This is a genomic window from Nocardia otitidiscaviarum NBRC 14405 (assembly GCF_000308635.1).
GTDB classification, from domain to species: Bacteria; Actinomycetota; Actinomycetes; order Mycobacteriales; family Mycobacteriaceae; genus Nocardia; species Nocardia otitidiscaviarum.
The window spans coordinates 1-17,914 of record NZ_BAGD01000057.1 but is presented as its reverse complement, the minus strand read 5'-3'; the positions used below and the strand labels follow the sequence as shown (position 1 = coordinate 17,914).

15 protein-coding genes are annotated in these 17,914 nt (G+C 70.4%); 10 read left to right on the top strand and 5 right to left on the bottom strand.

The window, feature by feature from the left end; translation table 11 throughout:
- Both ON31_RS11160 and ON31_RS11155 read left to right on the top strand, forming a co-directional pair.
- The coding region (locus ON31_RS11160; protein WP_039812523.1) for a WKL family lipoprotein at positions 1–473 on the top strand (473 nt) is incomplete at its 5' end.
- Positions 474–556: 83 nt separating this feature from the next.
- Positions 557–3,841 carry an arabinosyltransferase domain-containing protein gene (locus ON31_RS11155; RefSeq protein WP_051037101.1) on the top strand — a complete coding sequence of 1,095 codons (3,285 nt, stop codon included), beginning with the start codon at positions 557–559 and terminating at the stop codon, positions 3,839–3,841.
- A gap of 54 nt (positions 3,842–3,895) precedes the next feature.
- Here the strand turns inward: ON31_RS11155 and ON31_RS11150 are convergent, their stop codons facing one another.
- The 3 genes from ON31_RS11150 to ON31_RS11140 form a co-directional block, all read right to left on the bottom strand.
- Positions 3,896–4,354, bottom strand: coding sequence for a VOC family protein (locus ON31_RS11150; protein WP_029929253.1), 459 nt, complete (start codon positions 4,352–4,354; stop codon positions 3,896–3,898).
- 144 nt (positions 4,355–4,498) lie between these two features.
- A complete protein-coding gene (locus ON31_RS11145; RefSeq protein ID WP_085996386.1) occupies positions 4,499–5,209 on the bottom strand; it encodes a hypothetical protein in 711 nt (236 codons plus the stop codon).
- Positions 5,206–6,207, bottom strand: coding sequence for a hypothetical protein (locus tag ON31_RS11140; protein WP_255222055.1), 1,002 nt, complete (start codon positions 6,205–6,207; stop codon positions 5,206–5,208). Before ON31_RS11140 ends, ON31_RS11145 begins: the two co-directional genes overlap by 4 nt.
- Before the next feature lie 495 nt (positions 6,208–6,702).
- Between ON31_RS11140 and lspA the strand changes: the two genes are divergently transcribed.
- From lspA to ON31_RS11115, 5 genes are all read left to right on the top strand, one after another.
- Positions 6,703–7,368, top strand: a complete 666-nt coding sequence (lspA, locus tag ON31_RS11135) for a signal peptidase II (RefSeq protein ID WP_051037099.1) — start codon at positions 6,703–6,705, stop codon at positions 7,366–7,368.
- A complete protein-coding gene (locus tag ON31_RS11130) occupies positions 7,365–8,291 on the top strand; it encodes an RluA family pseudouridine synthase (RefSeq protein WP_029929245.1) in 927 nt (308 codons plus the stop codon). The genes lspA and ON31_RS11130 overlap by 4 nt, the downstream gene beginning before the upstream one ends.
- A gap of 15 nt (positions 8,292–8,306) precedes the next feature.
- Positions 8,307–9,122 carry a hypothetical protein gene (locus ON31_RS11125; RefSeq protein WP_081592369.1) on the top strand — a complete coding sequence of 272 codons (816 nt, stop codon included), beginning with the start codon at positions 8,307–8,309 and terminating at the stop codon, positions 9,120–9,122.
- A 209-nt stretch (positions 9,123–9,331) separates the two neighbouring features.
- On the top strand, positions 9,332–9,742 hold the full coding sequence (locus ON31_RS11120; RefSeq protein ID WP_147287201.1) for a hypothetical protein: 411 nt from the start codon (positions 9,332–9,334) through the stop codon (positions 9,740–9,742).
- 83 nt (positions 9,743–9,825) lie between these two features.
- A complete protein-coding gene (locus tag ON31_RS11115; protein WP_039812507.1) occupies positions 9,826–10,737 on the top strand; it encodes an ADP-ribosylglycohydrolase family protein in 912 nt (303 codons plus the stop codon).
- Positions 10,738–10,744: 7 nt separating this feature from the next.
- On the opposite strand, the gene ON31_RS11110 is transcribed toward ON31_RS11115, so the two are convergent.
- The gene (locus ON31_RS11110; RefSeq protein WP_039812505.1) at positions 10,745–11,575 is read right to left on the bottom strand and encodes a PhzF family phenazine biosynthesis protein; all 831 of its coding nucleotides are present in this window, start codon (positions 11,573–11,575) and stop codon (positions 10,745–10,747) included.
- 111 nt (positions 11,576–11,686) lie between these two features.
- Positions 11,687–14,182, bottom strand: a complete 2,496-nt coding sequence (locus ON31_RS11105; RefSeq protein ID WP_039812502.1) for an HAD-IC family P-type ATPase — start codon at positions 14,180–14,182, stop codon at positions 11,687–11,689.
- A 253-nt stretch (positions 14,183–14,435) separates the two neighbouring features.
- On the opposite strand from ON31_RS11105, the gene rarD reads away from it, so the two are divergent.
- From rarD to ON31_RS11090, 3 genes are all read left to right on the top strand, one after another.
- A complete protein-coding gene (rarD, locus tag ON31_RS11100) occupies positions 14,436–15,320 on the top strand; it encodes an EamA family transporter RarD (RefSeq protein WP_039812516.1) in 885 nt (294 codons plus the stop codon).
- A 112-nt stretch (positions 15,321–15,432) separates the two neighbouring features.
- On the top strand, positions 15,433–15,837 hold the full coding sequence (locus ON31_RS11095) for a VOC family protein (protein ID WP_039812499.1): 405 nt from the start codon (positions 15,433–15,435) through the stop codon (positions 15,835–15,837).
- Between the two features lie 240 nt (positions 15,838–16,077).
- Positions 16,078–17,914 (top strand): sensor histidine kinase (locus ON31_RS11090; protein WP_157533650.1); only part of this gene is annotated, 1,837 nt, incomplete at its 3' end.

Below are 17,914 nucleotides of genomic sequence, written 5' to 3'. Positions count from 1 at the left end.
TGGCAGTCGTGACCGCACTCGGACTGTCGGCGTGTGGCAGTGGTGACAAGGAGACCGAGGGCACCAAGACCACGACCAAGACCACCACCTCGCAGGTGCAGACGCAGGCGCAGGCCGATCTGCCGCCGGTGCCGACCGTGGCCGACCTCAACGCGGAGTTGCAGCGCGGTCTCGACCCGAACGTGCCGAATGAGGAGAAGCTCGAGCTGCTGCAGGGCATCAGCGCCGATCCGGAGCTGCCCACCCGCCTGGTCGAGGCGGTGCAGCAGAACAACGCCAGCATCACCGTCACCGGCGTGACCGATCTGGGCAACGGCACCATCACCGCCGACGCCCAGGTGGCGCTCGCGGGCGGCGAGCCGCAGCAGGCGGTCGTGCCGTTCGTCGCCGAGGACGGCAAGTGGAAGGTCCAGAAGGAGTGGATCTGCAACATGATCCAGCTGGCCAACCAGACCTCCCCGGCCTGCGTCTGACGCGCTGACGGCGAAGGGGCCCGGGTCCGCGAAGGGACACCGGGCCTTTTCTTTCGCTAACATCGCCCTCCGTGACCGATGTGATGGAGCGAGCGGACTCCGATGCCGCCGACAGTACGGAGTCGGGTTCCACCGATCGCAGGGGCGGCTGGGCCCGCCCCGTCGCTCTCCTGGCGGGACTCCTCGCGGTGCTGTCCGCGGTGGCGGTGCCGCTGCTGCCGGTCACCGTCGACGCCGCGACCCTGAGCTGGCCGCAAGGCGACTCCACGCGCGGCGTGGAGGCCCCGCTGGTGTCCTACGCGCCGGTCAGCTTCGACGCCGAGATCCCGTGTGCCGCTGTGACACAGCTCGTTCCGGACGGCGGGACGCTGGTGGCGACCACACCGAACGGCGCGCCGGACCGGTGGCGGTACGGCTTCCTGGCATGGGTGAGCGCGGCGAGCACCGCCGAGGACGGCACCACCACACCGGCCCGGCTGGAGGCGGTGCTGCGGGATCAGCGACTGGTCAGCGTGCCCGTCGACGAACTCGGCGCGGACTGCGCCCTGGTCGTGCACGCCGGAATGGACCGGACCACGGCCACCCTCACCGGTACCACGGTCGCGCCGGTCACCCTGGACGGCGACTACCGGCCCCAGCTGGTCGGCATCTACAGCGATCTCGCCACCGCGGCCGGGACCAGCGTCACCGCCCAGGTCGACAGCCGCTTCTCCTCCACCCCCACCATGCTCAAGCGGGTGGCGATCTGGACCGCCCTGCTGGGGACGGTCGTGGCGCTGTTCGCGCTGTACCGCCTCGACCGGCGCGACGGGCGCTCGCGGCGACGCTTCCTGCCGCGGCGGTGGTGGACCTTCTCCCTGGTCGACGGGGTGGTGCTGGGCGCGCTGGTGCTCTGGCATTTCATCGGGGCCACCACGGCGGACGACGGCTACCTGTTCGGTATGGGCCGCGCCGCCATCCCGTCGGGCTATATGGCCAACTACTTCGCCTACTTCGGGGTCCCCGAGAACCCGGTGGGCCTGTACCACTCACTGTTCGGTTACCTGGCCTTGATCTCACCGGCCAGCCCGTGGGTGCGGCTGCCCGCGCTGCTGGCGGGCGTCATCTCCTGGCTGGTGATCAGTCGCGAGGTGATTCCGCGTTTGGGCGTGCGCATTCCGCGCGACCGGGTGGCGGTGTGGACCGGCGGTCTGGGATTCCTGGCCGTCTGGCTGCCCTACAACAACGGGCTGCGCCCCGAGGCCGCCGTGGCGGTATCACTGCTGCTCACCTGGGTGTCGGTGGAGCGCGCCGTCGCGACGCGGCGGCTGCTGCCCTACGCGGTGGCGGCGCTCATCGGAGCGTTCGCCTGCACGGCCGGACCCTCGGGCGTGATCTGCGTCGCGCCGCTGCTGGCCGGTATCAGGCCGATGTGGCGGGCGCTCGACGCGCGGGCGCGTGAGCTGAGCGAACCCGTCGCCCCGGGTGCCGGGTTCGCGACCACACTGCGGACGCGCTTCGGCTCCTATCTGAGCCTGATCGCGCCGGTGGCGGCGGCCGGAACCGTGGTGCTGGCGGCGGCCTTCGCCGACCAGACCGCGGCGGCGATGCTGGAAATGCGGCACGTGCACGAACTCGTCGGCCCGAATGTCAAGTGGTACGACGAATATCTGCGCTACCAGTACCTGTTCATGCCCACCATCGACGGTTCGGTGGCCCGGCGCTTCGGCATGTTCATGTTCTGGGCGGGACTGCTGGTGTGTGCCTTCGTGCTGCTGCGTCGGGGCGGCCGGATTCCGTTCACGGCCGCCGGTCCGGTGCGCCGTCTGCTCGGCACCAGCGTCGGCGTCATCCTGCTCATGATGATCACGCCCACCAAGTGGACGCACCACAACGGCGTCTACGCCGGGATCGCCGGTGCGGTCGCCGTGGTGACCGCGGTGGCCGTCGGTCCGCGCGTGCTGCGCTCGCCCCGCAACCGCGCCCTGTTCGCGGCCATCGTGGCCTTCCTGCTGGCCATCACGTTCTCCAGCATGAACGGCTGGTGGTACGTCTCCAACTGGGGCATCCCCTGGAACGACAAGTCCGTGGTGCTGGCCGGTGTCGGTGTCAACAAGCTGTTCCTGCTGCTGGCCCTGCTGCTGCTGGCGCTCGCCGGGTGGTTCCACGTCCGCGCGCCGGAACCCGGTGCCTCGCATCGCATCTCCCGCCCGCTGTGGCGGCTGGTGGCGCTGCCGCCGCTCACGATGGTGGCCGCCTTCATGGTGCTGTTCGAGGTGGGTTCGCTGGCCAAGGGTGCGGTCGCGCAGTACCCGGGGTTCTCCCTGGCGAAGTCGAATGTCAATGCCGTCCTGGGCAAGCCGTGCGGTATCGCCGAGGAGGTGCTGGTCGAAACCGACCCGAATGCGGGCATGCTGGCGCCGCTGGCCGGTGACGCGTTCGGTACCTTCGCCGCCGACGCGATCGGCTTCGCCCCGAACGCGGTGGCGACGGATCTGAAGGCCGACGACGAGGTCGACACCAGCGCCATCGTGAGCGCGCTGGACAGTGCGGAACAGGACGACGCGTCCGGAACCACTTCGGCCGCATTGCCGTTCGGCCTCGACCCGGCCACCACGCCGGTGCTGGGCAGCTACGGCACGACCGAGCCGATCGCGAGCCTGACCACCGGCTGGTACCGGCTGCCGGAGGCGAGTGAGCGCACCGGCATCATCGCGGTCACGGCGGCCGGTCGGATCCGCTCGGTCGACGCGTCCGGCATCGTCACGCCCGGACAGTCGGTCGAGATCGCCTACGGCGTCGCCGATGCGGCGGGCGGGGTGCGGGAGGTGGGTCGGGTCGCGCCGATCGATATCGGTCCCGCGCCGACCTGGCGCAATCTGCGCTTCCCGTTCACCGATATCCCGGCCGAGGCCACCGCGATCCGTCTGATCGCCTCCGATCGGGACGACAACTGGAAGCAGTGGGTGGCGCTGACACCGCCGCGCGTCCCGCAGACGCGCACCCTGCAGCAGGTCGTCGGGTCCGACGCCCCGGTGCTGCTGGACTGGGCGGTGGGCCTGCAGGTTCCGTGCCAGCGGCCCTACGAGCATCACAACGGCATCGCCGAGACCCCGCAGTGGCGCATCCTGCCCGACCGCGGTGGCGCCAAGGATACGAACCGCTGGCAGAGCCACGACAGCGGCGGCCCGCTGGGCTGGAGTTCGCTGCTGCTGCGCCCGCAGACCATGGCCACGTACCTGAACCACTCGTGGCGCACGGACTGGGGTGAGCTGCAGCGCTTCACCCGCATCGACGACTCGGCGATTCCGGCGCGGCCGATCGTCACCCCGGAGAACCGCTCCGGTCTGTGGAGTCCGGGCCCCATCGACGTGCTGGGCTGGCGCTGACGGTCGACCCGCACCCGTTGCCTCGTCGCGACGGGTGCGGTGGCACAGCGGTGGTCAGCCCAGTTGGGCCATCCGCTTCTCCATCTCCTCCGGGCTGACCTCCTCGACATGGGTGGACACCGTCCAGCGGTGACCCCACGGGTCCTCGAAGGCGGCGGTGCGGTCGCCGTAGAACTGGGTTTCGGGTGCCTGGAGTTCCCGGGCTCCGGCCGCCAGGGCGGCGGCGTGCGCGGCATCGGCGTCCTCGACGTAGGTGTAGAGGTTGACCGGGGTGCCGCCCACCGACTTGGGATCGCGGAAGCCCATCTCCGGGGCCGGATCACCGATCATGACGACGGAATCGCCGAACAGCAGTTCGCAGTGGGCGATCGTGCCCTCGGGGCCCGGCATGCGGAATCGTTCGGCCGCGCCGAACACCCGCTTGTAGAAGTCGATGGCCTGGGCCGCGCCGTCGATGGCGAGCGCCGGGGAGACCACCGGGTAGCCCTCGGGAATGGGTTTGACATCGGACATCGGAATACCTCCGATCGATGATGGGTGTGACAGCCCGACTGTAGGCCGGGGCACCGACAGACAGGCGTCGATATGCGGGTGCCGCGCCGGGTTCGCCTGCGTATCGGGGGTGGTGGCCCGTCGGCAGACCGTCAAGGCGGGTTGTCAGGGACCCGCGATTCCCCGCAGGGCGTTCACCTGGGCGGCGGTCAGCTCGGTGAGTCGCCGCGGATCGGGCTCCTCGGGGCCGCTCAGGGCCACCTGCACCACGGTGGTGCCGACCAGTGTCACGCTGACCGCGGAGTACAGGGTCAGCCCGTCGCTGGTGGTGTCGACCCGGAACGCGGTGGCGGCGTCCCCGGCCGGCGGCTGCTCCAGGCCACCCACCCGGAAACGTACGGTGGTGTCGTCGGAATCGGCGGCGGAGTACCGCACGCACTCCCGCAGCAGCGACTGGGCATCTGAAAAAGCCTGTGCCGCAGTATTGTTCGCATACGCGGCGGCGTCGATGTCGATGCTCGTGAAGTTCGGCCCGCCGAAGGAGGCGGCGGCGCGCGACACCGCACCCGGCGTCTGATCGGCAATGGGCGCGAGCACTTTCGCGCACTGCGGGGGATCGGTGTCGCCGAAACCGGCGCTCTCGTCCGGTTCCGGATCGGGCAGGGCGGCGAAACCGGCGGGCAGGCGGTCGACGCCGAGCAGGTCGGCGCGCAATGCCGCCGCGTCGGAAACGGGTGCGTCGGCGGGTATCGAGGGCGGCGACACCGTCGGTCCCAGTGTCGGCGGCGGGGGTTCGGAATCGTCGGAGCCGCATGCGGATACGGCCAGTCCCGCGACGACCGCGGCCAGGGCCGCCGTCACCGTCCGTCCGCTCACTCGCCCCACTGTACTTCGGTGCTCAGCGTCTGCCGCAGCGTCACCGAGCTGCGCGGATCCTTGTAGGTCTGGTTGCCGCCCACCGTGATCGCGCCCGATACCGGCAACGGCTTGGTCAGATCAACGGTGATCACGCCCGACCCGTGCATGAGGTAGTCGACGATATCGAGGGTTCCGGCGTTGTTGGGCAGTTCCCACTCCGACACCTTCGGCGTCTGGGTGACCTCGAGCGCGATGGTGAGCAGATCGCCCTCCCGATCGGTGAGGGTCGCGGTGGTCACCTGGTCGAGCGGCACACTGCCCGACACCCGCTGGCGCACCGTCCACACCGCGCCGACGCCCACCGGGGTGCGCGGGAAGGCGATGGACTGGTATACCGCCTGGTAGAACGCCTGCTCCAGGGCGGCGCGGGCCGGATCGGAGGTGGCGGTATTGGGGGTCAGGCGCAGTGCGGTGATGGCGCCGTACTCGCTTATCTCCAGGCCCGCGCGTGAGCCGTCGGCGGGCCGCAGCGCCTTGGCCAACACCGGATCGCTGGAGGTGACATTGCCGAGCACCAGCTCGCAGCCCTGCTCATCGGTCAGCGCGGTGAGCGGAATGGTGACCGCCGGCGGGGAGAAGTCGCGCACCGCCTGGTCGTTGATCTGCTGCTCGATGTGGTGGTCGGTACGCAGCGTCACCTCCTGGGTGGTGCCGGTCGGGAGGCTGCGCGACAGCATGCCGCGCGGGCTCTCCCCGGCATCGAGGACGGTGGTCACCACCGCCGCGATGGGCACGGTGACCTCCTTGCCGATCCCGGCCGGTTCCGCACCCTCGACATCGACGGTGGCCTCCGAACGATTGCTGCATCCGACGCCGAACGCCGAGAAGGCGACGGCGATCACCACCAGCAGCACGCTGGGGCGGGCGGATCGGATCGCGGACCGCGGTCGGCCGGAGTCTCCGGCGCAGGGTGCGGTGGCGGTCGCCGAGCAAGTGGGAGAAGACAACACCGTCACGTCGAACAGGGTACGGCGCGATCCTGATAATCAGCTGGGTTGTCAGGGGGCGGGTCCCCACCTGGTTCTCAGGCGGCGCCCGGGGGTGCGACACGGTGAGCGACGAGGCGGCAATCGGCATAGGGGATGATGGCAGGCGTGAGTATCGACCGGCCGCGCGACACCGGCGCAGACCAATCCCCACCGCCACCCGGCGGCTCAGCTGTGGGCGAGCACACGCCCGACACCCCTGCCGACACGGAGAACGCGCGGTCGGGGGGTGGTTCCGCGGTCTCCGGCGCAGGGGCGGAGCGCGGGGCGGCCGAGGCCGGGGCGGCGCGCGAGAAGGGCTCGGGCACGGCGGCGGATTCGAATGTTGCGGTGGGTTCGGACGCCGCTGTGGGATCCGACGCCGCTGTGGGATCTGACGCCGCTGTGGGATCTGACGCTGTGGCGGGCTCGGGTGCCGAGACACACGCGGACGCCGCCACGGGCACGGATTTCGCGACGGGGTCGATTGCCGAAGCAGACTCGGACACCGCGGCAGATTCGGGCACTACGGCAGATTCGGACACCGCTGCAGGCTCGAATACCACGGCAGGCGCGGATGGCGCTGTTGGTTCGGGCGGCGCTGTCGGTTCGGATGCGGCGACCGCGGGTCGGCCGCTGCGGTTGCGGACGCTGTTGATCATCGCCGCCGTCCTGCTCGGCCTGGACCTGCTGACGAAGGTCGTCGCCGTGGCGACGCTGACGCCCGGCGAGCCCGTCTACCTCATCGGCGATTGGCTGCGGTTCAGCCTGGTGCGCAATCCGGGCGCGGCCTTCTCCATGGCGACCAGCATGACCTGGCTGCTGACCCTGGTCGCGGCGGCCGTGGTGATCGGCGTCATCCGCATCGGCCGCACGCTGCGGTCGCTGTGGTGGGCGATCGGGCTCGGCATGGTGCTCGGCGGGGCGCTGGGCAATCTCATCGATCGGCTGTTCCGCGCGCCCGGACCGTTGCAGGGGCATGTGGTGGACTACCTGGCCGTCGGCTGGTGGCCGGTCTTCAATGTCGCCGACTCCGCCATCGTGTGCGGTGCGATTCTGCTGGTGGTGCTGACCGTTGTCGGTTTCGAGCCGGACGGCACTCGCGCGCACCGGCAGTCGGCCGAGGAGAACACCGAGGAGAAGACGGTATGAGGGAGACCCGCAGCATGCCCGTGCCCGACGGGCTCGACGGTATGCGCGTCGACGCCGGGCTGTCGCGGCTGCTGGGGCTGTCGCGCACGGCGGTGGCGGCGCTGGCCGAGGACGGCTCGGTGCAGCTCGACGGGGTGGCTGCCGGGAAGTCCGACCGGTTGACGGCCGGGGCCTGGCTCGAGGTCGAATTCCCGGAGCCCAAACGCGAACTCACCGTGGAAGCGACCCCGGTGGAGGGGATGAAGATCCTCTACGCCGATGACGACATCGTGGCGGTGGACAAGCCGGTGGGCGTGGCCGCGCACACCGGGGTGGGCTGGTCCGGGCCGACCGTGGTGGGCGGGCTGGCCGCCATGGGCTACCGCATCTCGACCTCCGGGGCGCACGAACGTCAGGGCATCGTGCACCGGCTCGACGTCGGCACCTCCGGGGTGATGGTGGTGGCCCAGTCCGAGCACGCCTACACCCAGCTCAAGCGCGCGTTCAAGTACCGCACCGTGGACAAGCGCTATCACGCGCTGGTGCAGGGCCATCCGGACCCCTCCAGCGGCACCATCGACGCACCGATCGGACGGGCGCGCGGCAACGACTGGAAGTTCGCGGTGACCGCCGACGGTCGGCCGAGCGTCACCCACTACGACACCATCGAGGCGTTCCAGGCCGCCAGCCTGCTCGACATCCACCTGGAAACCGGTCGCACCCACCAGATTCGCGTGCACTTCTCGGCCATCCGGCATCCCTGCTGCGGTGACCTCACCTATGGTGCGGATCCCCGCCTGGCCGAACGCCTCGGCCTGGAACGCCAATGGCTGCACGCCCGCCAGCTCGGCTTCAACCATCCGGCCGACGGCCGCTGGATCGAGATCACCAGCGAATATCCCGCCGATCTCGAACACGCCCTCGACGTGCTGCGCAGTGCCTAGCCCGGTCGCGAACCGATGACCTCCCGACCCGCGCGCGACGACGGCACCGGGCACGACCACGCAGGCGACGGCCGTGGGTCCGGTACCCGTGGGGTCGGCGGCCCCGACGATGCGGGTCGCCCGGGAGCGGGGGCGCTGCGAGGTGCGCGCGGTGAGTTCGGGCCGCGCGCGCCCGTGGGGCGGCGGGCCGGAATCGTCCTCGGCGGTGTGGTTTTCGCGGTGTTGCTGCTGGTGCTGGGATGGGCGCAGCCGCCGGTGCGGTCGGTGGTGACCACCGACCGTCTGGGACCCGATCATGGCGAGCGGGTGTCGGATTACCTGGATCGCGCCCGAGAGTCTCTGCGCGGCAACGACTCCGATCAGCACTGGGCGCTGCTCTCGTTCGCCGCACCCATCACCGCCGACCGGATTCCCGCCTACACCGACGGCCTGCGCATCGCACAGGTGCTGCTGCACGTCGACATCCCGCGGGTATACACCCCGGTCACCACCATCACGGTGCCGTCCGGCGACACCCCCGCCGTCGCGTCCGCGCGGTCCGCCGCCGCCCTGCTGCGCGCCGACGCCGCCACCGCCCCCGACGCCCGCACCGCCGCCGCCCTGCGCCTGGCCGCCACCCGCCTGGACGCCGGATGTGCCTGCGTGGTGGGTCTGAATATCCGCGGCACCCTCGACCAACTGCGAAAGCTGGCCGCCCACAGCGATATCCGCGTGATCGAGGCCCTCCCCGCCGATGCGGGCGGCGGCACCTACGCCCTCGTCCCGCTGCTGCCGCGACACCAGGACTACGTCGTCCCCGGCCCGGACGACGGCCCGATCCCCGAGAACTGACCGGTCGGCTACGAGACCGCGCCGTCACCGGCATCGCGCGGTGGTGACCATTGCGCGCGCAGCGTCGCCGATCCGTCCGACTATGTGGGCTCGGCGCGCCTCCGCCGTTCGGGCACTGGCCAAGGGCGGTGCGCGCCTCGAGGTCTCCGGGGCGTGCGCGCCTCGAGGTCTCCGGGGTGGCGGGATAGCATCGGCGCGGGAGGTAGCGCATGAGAGCTCAGGGCAACCCGCACCCACCGCCGTGGGTGCCGGTCACGGTAGTGGCGTCCAAGCCGATTCGCCTGCGGCACGGGAGCGCACCGATGCTGGTCGAGTTCGCGCCCGGTCTGCGGTTCGATCTGCGGCCCGGGGAGAATCGGATCATGTTGCCCGTCGGGCGGTTTCGCGCGCAGCTGTGGTCGCGATACGCGCTGTGGTCGGTCGGCCGGGCGGTGCTCGATATCGACACCACGCGTGGTCCGGTGTGGCTCTACTACGCCGCCCCGCGCACGATCTACAGCGCCGGGGCCGCCGACTTCCGGGAGTGCGAGCGACCGGGCGCGGGCGTGTACGCGGCGATAATCGCCGCCGCCGTGCTGATTCCGCTCACCATCGTCCTGGTCGCGGTGTTGCAGCGCTGATCGGCGGGCACCGGGACGGGGCGGTGTCGGAGTGCTGTGACACAGTGGGGTGGAACTCGGATTCGCCAGTGGAGGTTGGGGTTATGGATTTGACCGCGCGGCAGGCCGATCGGGCGGCGGGGGTGTTGCTGGGGACGGCGGCGGGGGACGCGTTGGGGGCCGGATACGAGTTCACCCATCCGGGGCCGGATGTGGCCGTACACATGAAGGGCGGCGGGACCTTTCGCTGGGAGCCGGGGGAGTGGACCGACGACACCGCCATGGCGGTCGCGGTGGCCCGGGCGGCGGCCGAGGCGGGGAATCTGCACGAGGAGGCCGGGCTCGACGCGGTGGCGGCCGAATTCGTGGCGTGGTGGGACGCGCGGCCCAAGGACATCGGGAATCAGACGCGGGCGGTGCTCGAATGGCGCGACGCCGCCGCCCGCGACATGCGCGTCCGCGCCCACACCCTGGAAGGGTTGAAGGCGGGCAACGGCTCGCTCATGCGGACCGCGCCGGTGGCGCTGGCCTACCTCGACGATGCCGAGAACTGCGTGCTGGCGGCGCGCATGGTGTCCTCGCTCACCCACTACGACCCGCACGCCATGGACGCGTGCGCGCTGTGGACGCTGGCCATCCGGCACGCGGTGCTGCACGGCACCTACGACGGTGTGCGCGAGGCATTGTCGGTCGTGGACGCCGACTTCTGGGGGCCGCTGCTGGACAAGGCCGAACACGGCACCCCGGCGGACTTCGCCGAGAACGGCTGGGTGGTGCACGCCCTGCAAACCGCCTGGTGGGCCATCACCCACGACGAAACGCTGCCGGGCGCATTGGAATTGGCGGTACGCGCGGGTGGCGACACCGATACCACCGCCGCCATCGCGGGCGGTCTGCTGGGCGCCCGCCACGGCGCCGCCGCCATTCCGGAGCACTGGCGCGCCGTCCTGCACGGCTATCCGGGCTATACCGCCGCCGATCTGCTGACCCTGACCGAGCGCGTCGTCACGCGCTGAACCGGCGTCAATCCGGCAGGCGCACGACCCCGTCCAGATAGCGGCGGCACCGACCGGTCAGCTGCACCCGGTCGCCGGTGAGCGTGCAGCCCAGGGTGCCGCCCCGAGGTGAGAGCTGTCGCGCGGTGAGGGCGGTGCGGCCCAGATCGGCACTCCAGATCGGGGTGAGCTGGGCATGCGCCGACCCGGTGACCGGATCCTCGGGTACGCCGACTCCGGGGGCGAAGAAGCGGGAGACGAAGTCGACCGATTCACCCGCGGCGGTGACGATCACCCCGCGGTGCAGGCTGGGGAAGGCCGCGAAGTTCGGATGTGCTTCGCGCACTTCGAGTTCCGAGGTGACCATGAGCACGATATCGGTGCCGTCCAGGGCACGGATGGGCCGCACTCCGATGGCCTTGGCCAGTGCGCGCGGGATCTCCGCGGTCAGATCGAGTTCCCGGGAGGCGACGGCGGGCAGGTCCATGACGAGACCGCCGTCGGCGGCGCGGTCCACCCGCAGCCACCCGCTGCGGGTGTAGAAGTGCACGCGGTCGGAGCCGGGATGCATATCCTCCAGGATCTGCGCGGCCGTCGCGAGCGTGGCGTGTCCGCACAGATCCACCTCCACGGCCGGGGTGAACCAGCGCAGGTGGAACGCGGGCGCGTTATCCGGCGCGGCCCCTGCCTCCGGCGGTAGCGCCGAGGTGTAGAAGGCGGTTTCGGCGAGGTTGTTCTCCTCGGCGAGCCGCTGCAGCAGGTCGTCCGGCAGCCACGACAGCAGCGGCATGACCGCGGCCGGATTGCCGGAGAAGGGGGCGTCGACGAACGCGTCGATCTGATGCAGGAGAACCTCCATGCCGCCCAAAGTACCCCGTCGATTCAATGACGACCTGGCACAAGGGCGTTCACGGCGAGCCGAACCATGCGACCAGTTCGTCGGTGCGGCCGCCGCGAATACCGTCCCGGCTCAGACCTTCTCACCCGGCGCGGCCGGCAGCAGCGGATGCGCCTCACCGCGCAGCCGCGCGCTGATCCACCACGCCAGCTCCACCAGCACGATGCCGATTCCGCCGAGGATGAAGGCCGTCGTGGTCAGCGTGACGTTGGAGGGGTCCAGCTTGAAGAACTCCCGGGTGAAGGGCACCGAGAACAGGATGAGGTAGCCGGTGACGGAGCCGCCGATGAGCAGCACCTTCCACCACACCCACGGGCGGGCCACGATGGCCAGCACCCAGACCGCGATGATCAGCAGGGTGATGAGCGCGGTCGTCCCGGCCTGCACCTTCGCCGTCTCGCTGGCATCCGGTCCCTCGTAGGCGAGCAGATAGGCGATGAAGGTCATGACACCGATCACCACGCCGGACGGAATCGCCAGGCGCATCACGCGTCCCACGAATCCGGTGCGGGCCCGCTCGTTGTTCGGCGCGAGCGACAGGATGAACGCCGGGATGCCGATGGTGAACCAGGCCGCGATCGTGACATGTCGCGGCAGGAAGGGATAGCCGATGGACTCGTAGTCGAAGATCTGCGAGCCCACCCCCGCGATGCCGATGAGGAAGGCCAGCACCACCGAGTACACGGTCTTGGTGAGGAACAGATTCGAGACGCGCTCGATATTGCCGATCACCCGGCGGCCCTCGCCCACCACGTACGGCAGGGTGGCGAACTTGTTGTCCAGCAGCACGATCTGCGCCACCGCGCGGGTGGCCGGGCTGCCCGCGCCCATGGCCACGCCGATATCGGAATCCTTCAGCGCCAGTACGTCGTTCACGCCGTCACCGGTCATGGCGACGGTATGCCCGCGCGATTGCAGCGCGGAGACCATGGCGCGCTTCTGATCCGGGCGCACCCGACCGAAGGTGGTCTGCTGCTCGAGCACGTCGGCGAGCTGGTCGCGATCCTCGGGCAGCGTGCGGGCGTCCACGGCGTGCTCGCCGCCGGTCAGCCCCAGCGAGGACGCCACCGCGCCCACCGAGACGGCATTGTCGCCGGAGATCACCTTGATGTCGACGTGCTGGGAGGCGAAGTAGTCCAGGGTGTCCCGGGCGTCGGGGCGCACCTTCTGCTCCAGCACCACCAGCGCCGCCGCGGTCACCGTACCGGGCGCGTCGGCGGCGTCCACCGGCCGGTCGCTGCGCGCCAGCAGCAGCACGCGCAGGCCCTGCGCGCCGATTTCCTGTGCGGTGGCGGCGGTTTCGGATTCCGGGTCGAGCAGTACGTCGGGCGCGCCGAGCAGCCAGTTGCCGTGCTCGCCGTAGGAGAAGCCGCTCCATTTCTTGGCCGAGGAGAACGGGGCGACCCCCGTGGGCCGCCAGCCGGGGGTGTCCGGCAGCGCCTCCTTGATGGCCAGCACGCTGGCATTGGGCCGCGGATCGTCGGCGGCCATGGCGCCCAGCACCCGCTTCAGCTCGTCATCGCCGTTGGCCCCAGCACCGTCGGCCCCAGAACCGTTGGCCTCAGCACCGTTGCTCCCAGCGCCGGTGTCCGCACCGACCGGCCGGATCTCGGCCAGGCGCATTCCGTTCTCGGTGAGCGTGCCGGTCTTGTCCGCGCACACCACGTCCACGCGGGCCAGGCCCTCGATGGCGGGTAGCTCCTGCACCAGGCATTTGCGCCGTCCCAGCCGCACCACGCCCACCGCGAAGGCGATGGAGGTCATCAGCACCAGGCCCTCGGGCACCATGGGCACCAGGGCCGCCACCATGCCGTTGACCGCGGGCCGCCACGACTCCCCGCTGGAGACCAGCTGGTTGTAGATGGACAGCAGGCCCGCCGGAATCAGCAGGTAGGTAATGACTTTCAGGATGGTGTTGATGCCGTTGCGCAGTTCGGAGTTCACCAGCGTGAACTTGCTGGCCTCCTCGGCCAGTTTGGCGGCGTAGGCGTCCTTGCCGACCTTGGTGGCCCGGTACGCCCCGCTGCCGGACACCACGAAGCTGCCGGACATGACCGGTGCGCCGACCGCCTTGTCGATCGGGTCGGCCTCACCGGTGAGCAGTGACTCGTCGACCTCGAGCAGTTCGGATTCGACCACCTCGCCGTCCACCACGATCTGGTCGCCGGGCCCGAGTTCGATGATGTCGTCGAGCACCACCTCCTGCGGCGCGATCTCGGCGGCGGCGCCGTCGCGGCGCACCACCGGTTTGGCCTGGCCGACGATGGCCAGATTGTCCAGGGTCTTCTTGGCCCGGACCTCCTGGATGATGCCGACCGCGCTGTTGGCCACGATGAGCAGGCCGAACATGCCGTCGATGATCGAACCGGTCGCCATCACCAGGATGAACAGCACACCCAGGATGGCGTTGATGCGGGTGAAGACGTTTGCCCGCACGATGTCGCGCACCGAACGGCTGGCGCGCTCGGGCACGTCATTGGTCAAACCGTCCCGGCGGCGCTGCTCGACCTCTGCGGAGGTGAGACCCAGCGCGGGCGGGCTCTCGGGAGCCTGCGCGGTGATCGACATGCCGACAAGCCTAGAACGCCGGGGAGAATTTGCCCGTGCGCACGGGTCCGCCAGCGCGTGCAGGCGGAAATCGGCGGTCGTCTCACCGCGGCGTGCGCGACCGACCACGGGGCGGTTCCGATAATCCGGATGATTCGGGGTCGTTGCTGAGGCTAACGTTGAGCAAGTGGCGAGCGGACAGGTATCGGAACCGGGTTCGGGCGCCGACGCGCTCGGGGCGAACCCCGAGGTGACGTCGGTCGACACGGCTCCCGTGGCGCGCACCGCACGCGGCCGGGATCTCGGCGTCTTCTTCGGCGGCGGCGCCTATCTGTGCTGGGGGCTGTTCCCGGCCTTCTTCGGACTGCTCGCCTTCGCCGGACCGGTGGAGGTGCTGGCCGAGCGGATTCTGTGGACCCTGGTGGTGTCACTCACCCTGCTGGCGGTCGCGGGTCGCCTGCGTGAACTGCGCGCGATCAGTGCGCGCACCTGGCGCATGGCCGCGGCCGCGTCGGCCGCCATCTCCCTCAACTGGGGCGTCTACGTGGGCGGGGTGATCTCCGGGCACGTGGTGGAATGCGCGCTCGGCTACTTCATCAATCCGCTGGTGACGGTCGCGTTCGGGGTGGTGATCTTCCGGGAGCGGCTGCGGCCCGCGCAGTGGGTGGCGCTCGGGCTCGGCGCGGCGGCCGTGGTGGTGCTGACCGTGGACTACGGGCGGCCGCCCTGGATCGCGCTGGTGCTCGCCTGCTCCTTCGCCACCTACGGACTGGTCAAGAAGGTGATCCGGCTGGAACCGCTGCCGGGACTGGCGGCCGAGGGCCTGGTCGCCGCGCCCTTCGCGTTGACCGCGGTGATCGTGCTCGGGGTGACCGGTCAGGCCGCCATCGGATCGAGCGTCCCGCATACCGCGCTGCTCATGGCCACCGGTCCGGTGACCCTGGTGCCGCTGCTGCTGTTCGCCCTGGCGGCGCAGCGGGTTCCGCTGTCCACCATGGGAATCCTGCAGTACATCACGCCGGGCCTGCAGTTGGCCTGGGGCGTGTTCGTGGTGCACGAGGACATGCCGCCGTCGCGGTGGGCCGGTTTCGCGCTCATCTGGGTGGCGCTGGCGATCTTCACCGCCGATGCCGTGCGGCGTTCGCGCCGGGGTGCGTGATCACTTGAACAAGTCGATCTCGTTGCGTTAGCTTGGGTCTCGTGGCGGTGCTCCCGTTGGTCGACTTGTACCGGCCCGGGGTCGGGACCGTCACGAGTACAGGAGAAATCCTTTGCCCATTCAGTTCGATCACACCATCGTCGGCTGTACCGACAAACGAGTATCCGCGGAATTCTGGGCGGACATTCTGGGTCTGGAGGTGGGTGCCCCGGTCGGGCATTTCATTCCGATCCGGGCCGAGAACGGGGTCACCTTCGACTTCGCCGACGTCCCGCCCGATATCCCCACCGGGATTCAACCGCAGCACTACGCCTTTCTGGTCTCGGAGGCGGAGTTCGACGCCGCGTACGAGAAGATCGAGCGGTATCGGATCACCTACTGGGCCGATCCGCGCGGTCAGCACGAAGGCGAGATCAATCACAACGACGGTGGTCGCGGCATCTACTTCCAGGATCCGAACGGCCACTATATGGAATTGATCACCGTGCCGTACGGCGGTTGGCCCGACCGGGACTAGTCCGCAACCGCTGTCGATTCGGCGGCCGCACCCGCGCCCGGGTGCGGCCGCCGCACGTCGGGGGCCTGGGCGACACCGCCGACGCCCCGGAAGCGGAAGAGCGGGGCTCGCACATTCCGTGCAAACCCGCGAAATGTGCGTTGTGCGCATTGTGCTCGCCACCCGATACGAACCCGCCGGTCTGCCTACACTGGCGCGGTGAGTGTGTTCGGCCGTCGTACCCGACCCTTCGTGGGTGAGGTGCGGCTGCGGACGCAGATCGTATTGCTCCAGGTAGTGGTCGTCACGCTGACCTTGGGCATTGCGTTCGGCATGTTCGCCTACGTCAGCAACGAGCGACTGTCCGGCGAGTACGGGCAGCGTGCGCTGGCGATCGCCCGCACCGTCGCCTCGGAGCCGGCGCTGCGTGAGCAGGTATACCGCTACTCACTGGCAACCTCACTGTCGGGTGATGAGATGGAGACCGAACTCGCGGTTGGGCCGGTGCAGCGCATCGCCGAGGACGCCCGCGCCCGCACCGGCGCGCTGTTCGTGGTGGTGACCGACGAGGCCGGGATCCGGCTCGCGCATCCGGATTCGACGCGGCTGGGGGAGCGGGTCAGCACCGACCCCTCCGGCGCGCTCGCGGGCCGCGAGGTGGTGATTCAGGAGCACGGCACGCTGGGCGAGTCGGTGCGCGCGAAAGTTCCGGTGCTGCAACCGGGAAGCGCCCACGTCGTCGGGGAGGTGAGCGTCGGCATCTCCACGACGGCGGTGCACGATCAACTTCTGGGCGACCTGCGCCGGGCCGGACTGCTGGCGGGTGGCGCGCTGCTGGCCGGGGTGCTCGGCTCGATGCTGCTGGCCCGGCGCTGGCACGGGCTCACGCTGGGTCTGGAACCGCGCGAGCTGGCCGAACTGGTGCGCGAACAGGATGCGGTGCTGCACGGTATCGGGGAGGGCGTGGTGGCGGCCGATACCGCCTGGCGGGTCACCGTGGTGAACGAGGAAGCGCGGCTGCTGCTCGGCATCACCGGCGAAACCGGTTGTGCCGTCGATGAACTCGGCCTCACCCCGCGGGTGCTCGAGGTCTTCCGGGCCGCCGACGGGGTGCCGGTGCAGGCCATGGTGGGTGATCGCATCGTGGTGGTGACCGCGCGGGAGGTGCGCCGCGACGGCCGCTGCCTCGGCGCGGTGCTGAGCGCGCGCGACCGCACCGATATCGAATCGCTGACCCGCCAACTCGACGCGGTCCGCTCCATGAGCACCGTCCTGCGCGCCCAGCGCCACGAATTCGCCAACCGGCTGCACCTGATCTCGGGGCTGCTGCACACCGATCGGCCCGCGGCGGCGGCGCAGTACATCGACGACCTGCTCGGGTCCGGACCGCTCGGCGCGGCGCTGCCCGGCATGGACGCCGTCCACGACCCCTATCTGCAAGCCTTCCTCGCCGCCAAGGCCGCGCACGCCCGCGAAAGCGGCGTCACCCTGCGCCTGGGCCCCAATACCTGGATAGACGGCAATCTCGCCGTGCCGGTGGACGTCACCACCGTCCTGGGCAACCTGCTCGACAACGCCATCGAGGCGGCGCGCACCGGCGAACCACCCGCCGTGGTGGAAGTGGAACTGGTCCAAGAGGATTCGACCCTGCACCTCACCGTCGCAGACAGCGGCTCCGGCGTCCCGCCCGCCCTCGCCGACGCCATCTTCACCGAGGGCGTCTCCACCCGCCCCGACTCCGGCCTCCCCGGCGGCCGCGGCATCGGCCTAGCCCTCGCCCGCCAACTGGCCCGCGCCCACGGCGGCGACATCCGCCTCGCCTCCCTCGGCGGCCCAGCCGCGACACCGAGGGCGGAATCCGAACCACTCCCCGACACACCCGCCAGCCACCCCGCCGAACACGGCAAGCCCTCCCGCGGCGATTCCCCACGCCGCGACACCCCGCCCCATGCCGGCACCACAGGCGATGGTGTGGCAGGTGCTCACGTGCCCGGTGCTGTCGCGACCGACGGTGTCGTCCCCGGTGACGTCCTGGCTGGCGCTGCCGTGCCCGACGCTGCCGTGCCCGACGGTGTGGTGGCCGACGCTGCCGTGCCCG

Coding starts and splice junctions, on each gene's coding strand:
- ON31_RS11115 (WP_039812507.1), top strand. CDS start 9,826: ATGGATTTGACCGCGCGGCAGGCCGATCGGGCGGCGGGGGTGTTGCTG.
- ON31_RS11130 (WP_029929245.1), top strand. CDS start 7,365: ATGAGGGAGACCCGCAGCATGCCCGTGCCCGACGGGCTCGACGGTATG.
- ON31_RS11150 (WP_029929253.1), bottom strand. CDS start 4,354: ATGTCCGATGTCAAACCCATTCCCGAGGGCTACCCGGTGGTCTCCCCG.
- ON31_RS11125 (WP_081592369.1), top strand. CDS start 8,307: ATGACCTCCCGACCCGCGCGCGACGACGGCACCGGGCACGACCACGCA.
- ON31_RS11110 (WP_039812505.1), bottom strand. CDS start 11,575: ATGGAGGTTCTCCTGCATCAGATCGACGCGTTCGTCGACGCCCCCTTC.
- ON31_RS11155 (WP_051037101.1), top strand. CDS start 557: ATGGAGCGAGCGGACTCCGATGCCGCCGACAGTACGGAGTCGGGTTCC.
- ON31_RS11105 (WP_039812502.1), bottom strand. CDS start 14,182: ATGTCGATCACCGCGCAGGCTCCCGAGAGCCCGCCCGCGCTGGGTCTC.
- ON31_RS11120 (WP_147287201.1), top strand. CDS start 9,332: ATGAGAGCTCAGGGCAACCCGCACCCACCGCCGTGGGTGCCGGTCACG.